The sequence below is a fragment of the Reyranella soli genome (genome assembly GCF_007992495.1).
In the GTDB taxonomy this organism is placed as follows: Bacteria; Pseudomonadota; Alphaproteobacteria; order Reyranellales; family Reyranellaceae; genus Reyranella; species Reyranella soli.
The window spans coordinates 1-13598 of the sequence record NZ_BKAJ01000018.1 but is presented as its reverse complement, the minus strand read 5'-3'; the positions used below and the strand labels follow the sequence as shown (position 1 = coordinate 13598).

Sequence of the window (13598 nt, the reverse complement as noted above, 5' to 3'; positions counted from 1 at the left end):
CACGAATGCTACCACACACCTAGTGCAAATCACTCGCAGTGGGAGAGGTTCCGTGAAGCGTCGTGCAGTCCTAACGAGCGGATTGGCCTTTGGCGCCGGCGTTCTCATCCTACGCCGCGCGGAGGCGCAGGGCGCCGCACTCAACCTCTACTCGGCACGCCACTACAACACGGACGAGGCGCTCTACGGCAATTTCTCCGACCTGAGCGGCGTCAAGATCAACCGCATCGATGCCGAGCCCGATCCGCTGGTCGAACGGCTGAAGGCCGAGGGCGACAAGAGCCCGTGCGACGTCTTCATCACCACTGATGCCGGCCGCATCGAGCGCGCCCGCCAGATGGGCCTGCTTCAGCCCGTCACGTCGGAGGTCCTGACCAAGTCGGTGCCGCCGAACCTGCGCGATCCCGACAACAACTGGTTCGGCTTCTCCAAGCGCGCACGCGTGATCATGTACAACAAGGAGAAGGTGTCGGCGGCCGACGCGCCCAAGACCTACGAGGACCTGGCCGACCCCAAGTGGAAAGGCAAGCTGCTGATCCGCGCCTCGGGCCACATCTATAATCAGTCGCTGGTGGGCTCGCTGCTGGCGGCCAACGGGCCGGAGAAGACCGAGGCCTGGGCCAAGGGCGTCGCGGCCAACCTGGCGCGCGCGCCGCGCGGCGGCGACACCGACCAGATCAAGGGCGTGGCCGCGGGCGAGGCCGAGATCTGCGTTTCCAACACCTATTATTACGTCGGCCTCATGCGCTCCAAGAAGCCGGAGGACCGCGAGGTCGCGGCCAAGGTGGGCGTGGTGTTCCCCAACCAGGCCAACCGCGGCACGCACGTCAACATCAGCGGCGGCGCCGTGGCGCGCTACGCGCCCAACAAGGCGGTGGCGGTGAAGTTCCTCGAGTACCTGGTGTCGCCGCAGGCCCAGAAGTACTTCGCCGAGGGCAACTCGGAGTATCCGGTGGTGCCCGGCGTCGCGCTCTCGGCCGAGCTGCAGTCGCTCGGCACCTTCAAGGAAGACCAGCTCAACGCCCGCGTCTTCGCGCAGAACAACGCCGAGGCGCTGAAGATCATGGACCGGGCGGGCTGGAAGTAGGTTCAGGCTCGCTGTCATCCCGAGCGTAGCGAGGGACCTTTCCTGTTGCCTTAAAGGCCCCTCGCTTCGCTCGGGGTGACAGTTATCGCCGTCTTGCAGCGATCGCGCGACTCAACACGATCACCGGCGCCAGCGACACCACAACGATCACGATCGAGCCCACCGCGGCCTGCGCCAAGCGCTCGTCGGAGGCAAAGCGGTAGACGCCGATCGCGAGCGTATCGAGGTTGAATGGCCGGATCAGCAGGGTCGCCGGCAGCTCCTTCATCACCTCGACGAAGGCGACGACGGCGGCCGTCAGCATCGGCCCGCGCAGCAACGGCAGATGGATGCGCCGCAGCACTTCGCGCGGCCCGGCACCCAGCACGCGGGCGCTGGCATCCATCGCGGGATCGATGGCCGCGAGACCGGGCGCAATGTTGGCGAGGCCGACAGCCAGGAAGCGCACCGTATAGGCGAGCAGCAGCGCGAACGCCGTGCCGCTCAGCAGCAGGCCGCTCGGCAATCCAAGAATGGCGCGACTCAGCCGGTCGATGCCGTGATCGGCCAGTGCGAGCGGCAGCAGGATGCCGACGGCGATGACGGCGCCCGGGATGGCGTAGCCCAGGGCGGCGAACTCGATCAGCCGGTTGAGCGCGCGGCGGCGCACCAGGCGGCCGGCGTAGCTCAGGAAGAGGGCGAGGGCGACGATGATCACGGCGGCCGCGGCGGCGAGGCCCAGGCTGTTCAGGGCGTCGCCCAGGAAACGCGAATCGCCGACGACGGCGCCCGATCTCCAGGCGAGCTGGGCGAGATGGAGGGTCGGCACGACGAAGCCCACAACGATGGGCAGCGTGCAGGCGAGGAGGGCGGCCGCCGCCATCCACGACCTGAGCTCGGCGGGATCGCCCTGGTGGCGCAGGTTCGAGGCGATGCTATAGCGCGCGCGGCCGCGTGAACGGCGCTCGACCAGGATCAGCAGGCCGGCGATGGCGATCAGCACCAGCGCGATCTGCGCCGCGCCCTCGCGATTGCCGAGCCCGTACCACGTCCGGTAGATCGCCGTCGTCAGCGTCTGCACGCCGTAATACTGGACGGTGCCGAAATCGGCGAGCGCCTCGAGCAGCGCCAGCACGACGCCGGCGGCGATGGCGGGCCGCGCCAGCGGCAGGCCGACGCCGAAGAAGGTGCGCCACGGGCCGTGGCCCAGGATGCGGCTCGCCTCGATCAGCGCGTGCGACTGCGTGAGGAAGGCGGTGCGCGCGGCGAGGTAGACGTAGGGGTAGAGGACCAGCGTGAAGAGCAGGGCGACGCCGCCCGCCGAGCCGAGGTCGGGGAACCAGTAGTCGCCGCGGCTCCAGCCGGTGGCCTGGCGCAGCGCGCCCTGCACGGGCCCGGCGAAGGCCAGAAGGTCGGCATAGGCGTAGCCGATGATATAGGTCGGCAGGACCAGCGGCAGCAGCAGCGCCCATTGCAGCAGGCGGCTGCCGGGGAAGCTGCACATCGTCACCAGCCACGCCGTGCCCGCGCCGATGATGGTGGTGCCGAAGCCGACGACCAGCAGCAGCACCAGCGTGTTGAAGAAGATGTCGACGAGCTGGGTGTCGGCGAGATGCCGCCACAGGTCGGCCTGCAGCGTGAACAGGCTCGACGCCACGCCGACCAACGGCAGCGCCACGATGCCCGCGATGACCATTGCCCCGACGCGCCAGATCATGGCTGGGAGCGCGGGCCTCTGGCCCGCATCATGATCATGAGCGGGCCGGAGGCCCGCGCTCCCAAAGAAAAACGCATGCCACCGGTGACCGGTGGCATGCGCCAAAACGAGTGCACGAAGCGCTCGTTACTGCTTTTCGGCCGGTGCTTCCTCGGCCTCGGCCGGCGTCTCGGCAGCGGCCTCGCCTTCGGCGGGCTTGGCCTCGAACAGCGCGGCGGCCTGCGCGGCGGCGCGCTGGGCGGCTTCCGCCGCCTCGAGCGCCGCACGCTCGTTCTCGGCGACCAGCGTGCCGCCCTTGGCGAGGAAATCCGCCTCGTCGGGCGAACGGGCGACCAGCACGCTGATCTCGACCGCGACCTCCGGATGGAGGTGGATCTTGATCTTGTGCGTGCCGAGCGTCTTGATCGCCTTGTCGAGCTCGACCTGGCCGCGCTCGATCTTGACGCCCTGAGTGGCGGCGCCGTCGGCGATGTCGCGCGAGGTCACCGAGCCGTAGAGCTGCAGGGCCTCGGAGGCCTGACGGATCAGCGTGACCTTGAGGTCGGCCATCTTGGCCGCCACCGCCTCGGCGTCCTTGCGGCGCTCGAGGTTCTGCGCCTCCAGCGTCTTACGCTGCGATTCGAAGTAGGTGATGTTGTCCTTGGTGGCGCGCAGGGCCTTCTTCTGCGGCAGCAGGTAGTTGCGGGCGAAGCCGGGCTTCACCTTCACAACATCCCCCATCTGGCCGAGCTTGGGCACGCGCTCCAGCAGGATGACGTTCATCGGCATGATCGTTCTCCGCTAGGCGATGACGTAGGGCAGCAGCGCCAGGAAACGCGCGCGCTTGATCGCCTGGGCGAGCTCGCGCTGCTTCTTGGACGACACGGCCGAGATGCGGCTCGGCACGATCTTGCCGCGCTCCGAGACGAAGCGCTGCAGCAGGCGCACGTCCTTGTAGTCGATCTTCGGCGCATTGGCGCCGGAGAACGGGCAGCTCTTGCGGCGGCGGGTGAAGGGACGACGTTGGGCGCTCATTCTTCTTCTCCCGGAACGATGGCTGCGATCGGCGCCTCATCGCCGAAGCGCGGACGCTCGCGGCGCGGCGGACGATCACCCCAGCGGTCGCCACGATCGCGGTCGCCGCCCGGACGGTCCGACTTCTCGGCGCTGCGGATCATGATGGCCGACGGGGCTTCCTCGAGCTCGTCGACACGCACAGTCAGGAAACGGATGATGTCTTCGTTGATCGACATCGTGCGCTCCAGCTCCTTGATGGCGGCCGGCGGGGCATCGAGGTTGAGCAGGGTGTAGTGACCCTTGCGGTTCTTCTTGATGCGGTAGGTGAGGGAACGCAGGCCCCAGTACTCCTTCTTGGAGACGGTGCCACCGAGCCCGGTGACCAGTTCGGAGAACTGGGTGGTCAGGGCCTCCACCTGCGTCGTCGGGACGTCCTGACGCGCAATGAAGACATTCTCATAGAGTGCCATGAAACGAACGGCTCCTTATGGCTGTTAGCGACCCGGCGTTCGTCGTGCCCGTATTATAAGGTCGACCGGCAACCGCCCGGATCTAGCCGGCCCTTCGCGGTATTGCTTGGGTCGGCAAGGAGATCGAGGCCGATTTAGGCCCCGAAGAGCGGCGGTTATACAGGCAAATCCCCCGAAATCAAGGCGTTCCGGCCTTGCTTTGAGTTCCTCTCCCCCGCTAGGGGAAGAGCCTGAAATCGAGTTGTAACGCCAAGAACACAAGGGAAACGGCCCATGAGTCGCGCTTTCGTCTTTCCGGGACAGGGGTCCCAGGCCGTCGGCATGGGGGCCGACCTGGCCGGGGCCTTTTCCACCGCCCGGGACGTCTTCCACGAGATCGACGAAGCGCTGAAGCAGAATCTGTCGAAATTGATGCGGGAAGGGCCTGAATCCGACCTGGTCCTGACCGAGAACGCCCAGCCGGCGCTGATGGCCGTCAGCATCGCGGTCGTGCGCGTCCTGGAAAAGGACGGCGGCAAGCCGTTGGCCAGCCTGGCGAGCCACGTCGCCGGCCATTCCCTCGGCGAGTATTCGGCGCTGACGGCCGCTGGCGCCCTGCAGCTCGCCGATGCCGCACGGCTTCTGAAGCTGCGCGGCCAATCGATGCAGAAGGCGGTGCCGGTCGGCGAGGGCGCCATGGCAGCGCTGCTGGGCATCGAGCTCGAGCCGGCGCAGGAGGCCTGCAAGGAAGCCGCGCAAGGCGAGATCATCGCGGTCGCCAATGACAATGGCGGCGGCCAGGTCGTGGTGAGCGGCCACAAGGCGGCCGTCGAACGCTGCATCGAGACGGCCAAGGCGCACGGCGCCAAGCGCGGCATGCTCTTGCCGGTGAGCGCACCGTTTCATTGTCCGCTGATGCAGCCTGCAGCCGACGCCATGCAGAAGGCGCTGGAGACGGTGACGCTCGGCACACCGCGCGTGCCGCTGATCGCCAACGTGCTGGCGTCGGAGATCACCGAGCCCAACGCCATCAAGCAGCGGCTGGTCGAACAGGTTACCGGACTGGTCCGTTGGCGTGAGAGCGTGCAGTACATGAAATCGCAGCGCGTCGAGGCGCTGGTGGAGTGCGGCTCGGGCAAGGTGCTGTCGGGTCTGGTCAAGCGCATCGACAAGGAGATGACCGGCCTGGCGCTGAACACGCCGGCGGATATCGAAGGTTTTCTGAAAACGGTTTGATTCCTTCTTTGCTCCTCCCCCGTCATACGGGGGAGGATACAGGAGGGAAAAGCCGCATAGACGATCTCTCAAGGAATGAGATCATTCCGATCTGAAATTGCCGATATCAGCGATGTTGCTCGCCCCCTCCTGTATCCTCCCCCGTATGACGGGGGGAGGAGATGAAAACGTAGCTTAGGAGACCCAATGTTCGATCTTTCCGGCAAAACCGCGCTGGTGACCGGCGCCTCGGGCGCCATCGGCGGCGCCATCGCCCGCGCGTTGCACAAGCAGGGCGCCACGGTGACGCTGTCGGGCACGCGCACCGATGCGCTCGAGAAGCTGAAGGGCGAGCTCGGCGATCGCGCGCATGTCATCGCCGCGCGCATGGACGACGCCGCCGACATCGATCGCCTGGTCAAGGAGGCCGAGGCGGCGATGGGCAAGATCGACATCCTGGTCAACAACGCCGGCATCACGCGCGATAACATCTCGATGCGCATGAAGGACGAGGAGTGGGAGAAGGTGCTTCAGGTGAACCTGACCGGCACCTTCCGGCTCACCCGGGCGACCATGCGCGGCATGATGCGCCGCCGCCACGGCCGGGTGATCAACATCACCTCGATCGTGGGCGTCACCGGCAATCCCGGCCAAGCCAACTATGCCGCCGCCAAGGCGGGCCTGATCGGCATGTCCAAGTCGCTCGCCCAGGAGCTCGCCTCGCGCGCCATCACGGTGAACTGCGTGGCGCCGGGCTTCATCGCCACGCCAATGACCGACGTGCTGACCGACGAGCAGAAGAAGGCGATTCTCGGCCGGGTGCCCGCCGACCGGCTGGGCACGCCCGACGATATCGCCGCCGGGGTGGTCTACTTGGCCAGCGACGAGGCGGCCTACGTCACCGGCCAGACCCTGCACATCAACGGCGGGATGGCGATGATCTGAGGAGAAAGGCTGCAAGTCACTGATTCTGTGGGCTTTCCGGCGCTAGCCAATAGGGGGGCACCTATGTATAAGAGCCGGAAATCGCCATCCCCTTGGGCGAAACAGGTTTCTTGAGAATACGGGAAGGACAAGAAAATGAGCGATATTGCCGAGCGCGTTAAGAAGATCGTCGTGGAGCATCTGGGCGTCGAAGCGGCGCAGGTTAAGGAAGATGCCAAGTTCATCGACGATCTGGGCGCCGACAGCCTGGATACGGTCGAGCTGGTGATGGCATTCGAAGAGGAATTCGGGATCGAGATTCCCGACGATGCCGCCGAGAAGATCCAGACCGTCGGCGACGCCATCGGCTTCATCAAGAGCAACGCCAAGTCCTGATCGTCTCCTGCAGCAAGGAGAACAGGCAATGAGGCGAGTCGTCATTACCGGCATGGGGATGGTGACGCCGCTGGGCGACGGCGTCGACACCAACTGGCGGCGCCTGATGGCGGCCGAGTCCGGCATCCGGTCGATCCAGGCCTTCGACACGTCTGATCTTGCGACCAAGATCGCGGGCGAGGTGCCCCAGGGCGACAAGGCCAACGGCCACTTCAACGTCGACAGCTATCTGGCGCCCAAGGACCAGCGCAAGCTCGACAAGTTCCTGATCTTCGGTATCGCTGCCGCGGAGCAGGCGGTCGAGGATTCGGGCTGGAAGCCGACGGACGAGGAAAGCCTCAACCGCACCGGTGTGATGATCGGCTCGGGCATCGGCGGCCTGGAGACGATCTACGAGACCTCGCTGGTTCTGAAGGAGCGCGGCCCGCGTCGCGTCAGCCCGTTCTTCATCCCCTCGGCGCTGATCAACCTCGCCTCCGGCCAGGTCTCGATCAAGTACGGCTTCAAGGGACCGAACCATTCCGTGGTCACGGCCTGCGCCACCGGCGCCCATGCGCTGGGCGACGCTGCGCGCCTGATCCAGTGGGAGGACGCCGACGTCATGGTGGCGGGCGGCGCCGAGGCCGCGATCTGCCGCATCGGCATCGCCGGCTTCAACGCCTGCAAGGCGCTGTCGACCGACTTCAACGACACGCCGACCCAGGCGTCGCGGCCGTGGGACAAGCGGCGCGACGGCTTCGTCATGGGCGAGGGCGCGGGCGTCGTCGTGCTCGAGGAGTACGAGCACGCCAAGAAGCGCGGCGCCAAGATCTATGCCGAGGTCATAGGCTACGGCCTGTCGGGCGACGCCTACCACATCACCGCGCCGTCGGAAGACGGCGATGGCGCCCAGCGCGCCATGAAGGCCGCGCTGAAGCGCGCCAAGCTCAACACCGACCAGATCGACTACGTCAATGCCCACGGCACCTCGACCATGGCCGACGTGATCGAACTCGGCGCGGTGAAGAAGACGTTCGGCCAGGATGCCTACAAGCTCTCCATGTCGTCGACCAAGTCGGCGACGGGGCATCTGCTGGGCGCCGCCGGCGCCATCGAAGCCATCTACTCGATCAAGTCGATCATCGAGCAGGCGGTTCCGCCGACACTCAATCTGGACGAGCCTGACGAGGGTTGCGACATCGATCTCGTCGCCAAGCAGGCCAAGCAGCGCAAGGTCCGCTACGCGCTCAGCAACTCGTTCGGCTTCGGCGGCACCAACGCCTCGTTGATCTTCGGCCCCGTCTGATCATCGGAGCTGGGCGTGCTCAGCTATTTCCGTTGGGTCCTGTTCTTCGTCGCACTGTTCGTCACCCTGATGGGTGGCGCGCTGTGGCTTGGCAATCAGCTGCTGGGGGCGGCAGGCCCGCTCGACAAGACGAAGAACATCGTCATCCCGCGCGGTGCCGGTCCGCAGACCATGGCCAAGGTGCTGAAGGAAGAAGGCGTCATCGACCACGAGCGGTTGTTCCGGGTGGCGGTGATGATCGATCCGACGCCCAAGCCCATCAAGGCGGGCGAGTACGAGATCCCGGCGCACATCTCCATGCTGGCGTTGCTCGACCTGCTGCAGTCGGGCAAGCAGGTCCAGCGCCGACTGACCGTAGTCGAGGGCATGACCACGCCCGAGGTGATCGAGCTGGTGAAGAACACGCCGGCGCTTTCGGGCGAAATCACGCTCGACCTCAAGGAGGGCGATCTCCTGCCCGAGACCTACTTCTACTCGCGCGACGACACGCGCGACGGGCTGCTGATGCGCATGAAGGAGGCGATGGACAAGACGCTGGACGAGGCCTGGCGCAAGCGCGCCGCCGGCCTGCCGCTCGCCAACCGGCGCGACGCGCTGATCCTGGCCTCGATCGTCGAGAAGGAGACGGCGATCCCGGCCGAGCGGCCCAAGGTGGCGGCCGTCTACATCAACCGGTTGCGCCGGCGCATGAAGCTCGAGAGCGATCCGACAACCATCTACGGCATCACCCAGGGCAGGGTGCCGTTCAACCGCGAGCTGACGCGCGCCGATCTGCAGTCGAACTCGCCGTACAACACCTACGTCGTCACCGGCCTGCCGCCGGGCCCGATCTGCAATCCCGGCCGCGCCTCGATCCTGGCGACGACCAATCCGGCGCGCGACCGCGCGCTGTGGTTCGTGGCCGACGGGCAGGGCGGGCACGCCTTCGCCACGACCCTCGCCGAGCACAATCGCAACGTCGAGCGCTGGCGTCAGATCCAGCGCGACCGCGCCGAGCAGCAACAGCAGCAGTCGCAGACGCCGCCGGGCACGCCGTCGCCGCCGCCTCCTCCCGGCCAGCAGCGACCGGCACCGAGACAGTGAGCCATGCCGTTTGTGCTGGCCCTGGTCCTCTTGGCCGCCGGCGCTCTCGGCATCGCCTGGTTGCTGCGCGCCAATCCGTCCTCGGTGGCGCGCGGCATGCGCATCGCGCTGGTCGTGCTGGGCGCCATCGCTGTCGGCGGCATGCTGATCTTCGGCCTGCGCTTCCTGCCGAGCCTGCTGCCGGAGCTGTTCGGCCTGGCCGGCCTGGTGATCACCGGCCTGATCGCTCGCGCGCTGCGCAGCCGGCCGTCCGGCGGCTTCAGCTCGCCCGGCACGGGACGGCGCACCGAGGTCCGCACGTCCATCCTGCAGGCCTGGATCGATCACTCTACCGGTGACGTCGGCGGTACGGTGCTCGCCGGCCGCTTCGCCGGGCGCACGCTCGACCAGCTGTCCGACAGTGAGCTTCTGGACCTTCACGAAGAATGCCGGACCGACGCCGATTCGCTGCGCGTGATGGAGGCCTATCTCGACCGGCGGCTCGGTGTCGACTGGCGGACGACTCGGCAGCCGCCGCCCCGCGGCCCACGCACCGACATGACGCGCGAGGAGGCGCTTGCGGTGTTGGGGCTCGCCGAAAGCGCCAGCGAGGAGGAGATCAGGGCGGCGCACCGGCGCCTGATCCGCCGCACGCATCCCGATGCCGGCGGCACCGCCGACCTTGCGGCCCGCATCAACCGCGCAAAGGACGTACTGCTCGGTGGTTAATAAGTGGTTGAACTTGCGGGGTCTTCCCGGGCATGGCAACAACCTGCGTCCCGGTGAGCGAGCACCAAAGAGGTCGATGAAGCATGCCGCAGCGCGTCCGTAAAGCCGTCCTGCCCGTGGCGGGTTTGGGTACCCGGTTCCTGCCCGCCACCAAGGCGATGCCCAAGGAGATGCTGACTGTCGTCGACCGGCCTTTGATCCAGTACGCCGTCGAGGAATGCCTGGCGGCGGGCATCGAGGAATTCGTGTTCGTCACCGGCCGCAACAAGAGCGCCATCGAGGATCACTTCGACGCCGCCTATGAGCTGGAAGCGACGCTGAAAGAGCGCGGCAAGAAGAACGAGCTGAAGCAGACCCAGGATGCTGCCATCAAGCCCGGTAACGCGATCTTCACGCGCCAGCAGCGCCCGCTCGGCCTCGGTCACGCCGTGTGGTGCGCGCGCGACTGGATCGGCCGCGAGCCGTTCGCTGTGCTGCTGCCCGACGAGCTCACGATCGACTCGCCGAGCTGCACGGCGCAGCTCGTGGCGGCGCACAACAAGACCGGCGGCAATGTCGTCGCTGTGATGGACGTGCCACGCGAACAGACGAAGAGCTACGGCATTGCAGCGGTGAAGCCCGAGAAGGACGGACTGCAGGAGATCACCGGCCTGGTCGAGAAGCCCAAGCCCGAGGTCGCGCCCTCGACGCTCGCCATCATCGGCCGCTACGTGCTGGTCCCCGAAGTCTTCGACCATCTCGACAAGCACGAGACCGGCGCCGGCGGCGAGATCCAACTCACCGACGCCATGGCCAAGATGATCGGCAGCAAGCCGTTCCATGCCTTGACCTATGCCGGTCAGCGTTATGACTGCGGCGGCCGGCTGGGCTTCCTCGAGGCCAACGTCGCCGTCGCGCTCAACCGCTCCGACACGGCTACGGATACGCGGGCGCTGCTCGCCCGCCTGTTGAAGGGCTAACTTCAATGCGTATCGCCATGATCGGCTCGGGCTATGTCGGACTGGTGTCCGGCGCCTGCTTCGCCCAGTTCGGCCATGATGTCGTTTGCATCGACAAGGAGGAGGGCAAGATCGCCCGCCTGCGCAAGGGCGAGATGCCGATCTACGAGCCCGGCCTCGACAAGCTGGTCGCCGACAACGTCAAGGCCGAGCGGCTGTCCTTCAGCACCAAGCTCGGCGATGCCGTGGCCAACGCCGATGCCGTGTTCATCGCCGTCGGCACGCCGACCCGGCGCGGCGACGGCCATGCCGACCTGAGCTACGTCTATGCCGCGGCCGCCGAGGTCGCCGACGCGATTCGCGGCTACACCGTGGTGGTGACCAAGTCGACGGTGCCGGTCGGCACCGGTCGCGAGGTCGCGCGCATCATCCGCGAGACCCAGCCGTCGGCCGAGTTCGACGTCTGCTCCAACCCGGAGTTCCTGCGCGAGGGGGCGGCGATCGAGGACTTCATGAAGCCCGACCGCGTCGTCATCGGCGTCGAGAGCCAGCGCGCGCGTGACGTGATGGCGGGCATCTACCGGCCGCTCAATCTGATCCAGACGCCGATGGTGTTCACCAACATCGAGACGGCCGAGGTCACCAAGTACGCCGGCAACGCCTTCCTTGCCACCAAGATCACCTTCATCAACGAGATCGCCGATCTCTGCGAGAAGGTCGGCGCCGACGTCCACGACGTGGCGCGCGGCATCGGGCTGGACGGCCGCATCGGCCGCAAGTTCCTGCATCCCGGGCCGGGCTTCGGCGGCTCGTGCTTCCCTAAAGATACGCTGGCGCTCGCCTACACCGCCCGCGAGGTCAACGCACCGCAGACCATCGTCGAGCAGGTCATTGAGGTGAACAACGCGCGCAAGAAGCGCATGGCCCGCAAGGTCATCGATTTCTGCGGCGGCTCGGTGAAGGACCTGACCGTGGGCGTACTCGGCCTCACCTTCAAGCCCAACACCGACGACATGCGCGACGCACCCTCGCTCGACATCGTGCCGGCGCTGCAGTCGGCCGGAGCGAAACTCCAGGCGTTCGATCCCGAGGGCATGAGCGAGGCCGGCAAGCTCCTGAAGGGCATCAACTTCACCAAGACCGCCTACGAGGCGGCGTTCGAGGCCGACGTCCTGGTGGTGATCACCGAATGGCACGAGTTCCGCGGCCTCGATCCGCGCCGCATCAAGCAGGTCATGCGCCAGCCGCGCATCGTCGACCTGCGCAACATCTTCAATCCCGAGGAGATGCGTGGCCTGGGTTTCACCTATGAGGGGGTAGGGCGTCCCCAGCCACGCAACTGACGTCCCAGCAACCGGAGCCTTTTTGAATGAGCCACACGGCGCACAAGTTCGACCCCAACATCCTGCGCGAGTACGACATCCGCGGGGTCGTCGGCAAGGAAGTGCATGCCGCCGACGCGCGAGCCATCGGCCGCAGCTTCGGCACGATGGTGCGTCGCAACGGCGGGAAACGGGTGGCGCTGGGCTATGACGGGCGGCTGAGCTCGCCCGAGCTGGCGGCCGCCTGCATCGAAGGCCTGACCGCGGCCGGCCTCGACGTCACCAGCATCGGCGTGGCGGCGACGCCCATGCTCTATTTCGCCGTCTATCACCTTGATGCCGATGCCGGCATCCAGATCACCGGCTCGCACAATCCGCCCGACTACAACGGCTTCAAGATGATGATGGGCAAGAAGTCGTTCTTCGGCGAGGAGATCCAGAAGCTGGGCGCCATCGCCGCCAAGGGCGACTGGGAGAGCGGCCAGGGCAAGGTCGTACAGAAGAACATCCTTGCCGACTATGCCGCACGCCTGTTGAAGGACGTGAAGCCCGGCAAGAAGCTCAAGGTCGCCTGGGACACCGGCAACGGCGCGGTCGGCGTGTCGATCCGCGCCGTCCTCGACAAGCTGCCGGGCGAGCATTTCGTGCTGAACGAGAAGGTCGACGGCACCTTCCCGGCGCACCATCCCGATCCGACGGTGCCCAAGAACCTCGAGCAGCTCATGGCCGAGGTGAAGAAGCAGGGCTGCGACCTCGGCATCGCCTTCGACGGCGACGGCGATCGCATCGGTGCGATCGACGGCAAGGGCCGCGTGCTGTGGGGCGACCAGCTCCTGGTGCTGTGGTCGCGCGACGTGCTCAAGAACCATCCCGGCGCGACCATCATCGCCGACGTCAAGGCGAGCCAGGTACTGTTCGACGAGATCGCCAAGGCCGGCGGCAAGCCCATGATGTTCAAGACCGGCCATTCGCTGATCAAGAGCAAGATGGCCGAGATCAAGTCGCCGCTGGCCGGCGAGATGAGCGGCCACGTCTTCTTCGCCGATACCTTCTATGGCTTCGACGATGCGCTCTATTGCGGCCTGCGCCTGCTCAACATCGTGGCCAACAGCACGGAGAGCCTGGCCGACATGCGCGACGGGCTGCCCCAGCCGATCAACACGCCGGAGCTGCGCTTCGACTGCGCCGACGAGCGCAAGTTCGGCGTGGTCGACGAGGTGAAGGCGCGCCTTAAGACGGCGGGCGCCAAGTTCTCCGACATCGACGGCGTGCGCGTCAGCACCAAGGACGGCTGGTGGCTGCTGCGCGCCTCCAACACCCAGCCCGTGCTGGTCGCGCGCTGCGAGGCGGCCGACCAGGCCGGGCTGGACCGGCTCATGGCCGACCTGAAGGCGGCCCTGTCGGCGAGCGGTGTCACGCTCCCCGATGACGCGGGCAGCGGACACCACTGATGCTTTTGCCGGACCGCGGGCCTCCAGGCCCGCTCATGCTCATCGGAG

Annotated in this window: 14 protein-coding genes; 10 read left to right on the top strand and 4 right to left on the bottom strand. The window is 66.7% G+C overall.

Annotated features, from left to right (window positions below; all coding sequences use genetic code 11):
- Window positions 1-52 precede the first annotated feature (52 nt).
- Complete coding sequence (locus RSO01_RS04810; protein WP_147146756.1) at window positions 53-1087, top strand: Fe(3+) ABC transporter substrate-binding protein; 1035 nt, start codon at window positions 53-55, stop codon at window positions 1085-1087.
- Between the two features lie 82 nt (window positions 1088-1169).
- Here RSO01_RS04810 and RSO01_RS04805 read toward each other — a convergent pair whose 3' ends face one another.
- The 4 genes from RSO01_RS04805 to rpsF all read right to left on the bottom strand — a co-directional run bounded on the left by RSO01_RS04805 (window position 1170) and on the right by rpsF (window position 4249).
- Window positions 1170-2783 carry an ABC transporter permease gene (locus tag RSO01_RS04805; RefSeq protein ID WP_147146754.1) on the bottom strand — a complete coding sequence of 538 codons (1614 nt, stop codon included), beginning with the start codon at window positions 2781-2783 and terminating at the stop codon, window positions 1170-1172.
- Window positions 2784-2909: 126 nt separating this feature from the next.
- The gene (rplI, locus tag RSO01_RS04800; protein WP_246158080.1) at window positions 2910-3551 is read right to left on the bottom strand and encodes a 50S ribosomal protein L9; all 642 of its coding nucleotides are present in this window, start codon (window positions 3549-3551) and stop codon (window positions 2910-2912) included.
- A gap of 12 nt (window positions 3552-3563) precedes the next feature.
- Window positions 3564-3797, bottom strand: coding sequence for a 30S ribosomal protein S18 (rpsR, locus tag RSO01_RS04795; protein ID WP_020695505.1), 234 nt, complete (start codon window positions 3795-3797; stop codon window positions 3564-3566).
- Entirely contained in the window at window positions 3794-4249 is a 456-nt protein-coding gene (gene rpsF, locus RSO01_RS04790; protein ID WP_147146752.1) for a 30S ribosomal protein S6, read from the bottom strand. The genes rpsR and rpsF overlap by 4 nt, the downstream gene beginning before the upstream one ends.
- 273 nt (window positions 4250-4522) lie before the next feature.
- On the opposite strand from rpsF, the gene fabD reads away from it, so the two are divergent.
- The 9 genes from fabD (at window position 4523) to pgmG (ending at window position 13550) form a co-directional block, all read left to right on the top strand.
- Complete coding sequence (gene fabD / locus RSO01_RS04785) at window positions 4523-5464, top strand: ACP S-malonyltransferase (protein ID WP_147146750.1); 942 nt, start codon at window positions 4523-4525, stop codon at window positions 5462-5464.
- A 186-nt stretch (window positions 5465-5650) separates the two neighbouring features.
- Window positions 5651-6388 carry a 3-oxoacyl-[acyl-carrier-protein] reductase gene (gene fabG, locus RSO01_RS04780; protein ID WP_147146748.1) on the top strand — a complete coding sequence of 246 codons (738 nt, stop codon included), beginning with the start codon at window positions 5651-5653 and terminating at the stop codon, window positions 6386-6388.
- 135 nt (window positions 6389-6523) lie between these two features.
- Complete coding sequence (locus RSO01_RS04775) at window positions 6524-6763, top strand: acyl carrier protein (RefSeq protein WP_092820995.1); 240 nt, start codon at window positions 6524-6526, stop codon at window positions 6761-6763.
- Window positions 6764-6791: 28 nt separating this feature from the next.
- Entirely contained in the window at window positions 6792-8048 is a 1257-nt protein-coding gene (gene fabF / locus RSO01_RS04770) for a beta-ketoacyl-ACP synthase II (RefSeq protein WP_147146746.1), read from the top strand.
- Between the two features lie 15 nt (window positions 8049-8063).
- On the top strand, window positions 8064-9131 hold the full coding sequence (gene mltG, locus RSO01_RS04765) for an endolytic transglycosylase MltG (protein WP_147146744.1): 1068 nt from the start codon (window positions 8064-8066) through the stop codon (window positions 9129-9131).
- Window positions 9132-9134: 3 nt separating this feature from the next.
- Window positions 9135-9839, top strand: coding sequence for a DnaJ domain-containing protein (locus tag RSO01_RS04760; protein WP_147146742.1), 705 nt, complete (start codon window positions 9135-9137; stop codon window positions 9837-9839).
- A gap of 83 nt (window positions 9840-9922) precedes the next feature.
- Window positions 9923-10798, top strand: a complete 876-nt coding sequence (gene galU / locus RSO01_RS04755) for a UTP--glucose-1-phosphate uridylyltransferase GalU (RefSeq protein ID WP_147146740.1) — start codon at window positions 9923-9925, stop codon at window positions 10796-10798.
- A 5-nt stretch (window positions 10799-10803) separates the two neighbouring features.
- Window positions 10804-12120 carry a UDP-glucose dehydrogenase family protein gene (locus RSO01_RS04750; protein ID WP_147146738.1) on the top strand — a complete coding sequence of 439 codons (1317 nt, stop codon included), beginning with the start codon at window positions 10804-10806 and terminating at the stop codon, window positions 12118-12120.
- Window positions 12121-12146: 26 nt separating this feature from the next.
- The gene (gene pgmG / locus RSO01_RS04745) at window positions 12147-13550 is read left to right on the top strand and encodes a phosphoglucomutase/phosphomannomutase PgmG (protein WP_147146737.1); all 1404 of its coding nucleotides are present in this window, start codon (window positions 12147-12149) and stop codon (window positions 13548-13550) included.
- The last annotated feature ends 48 nt before the right edge of the window (window positions 13551-13598 follow it).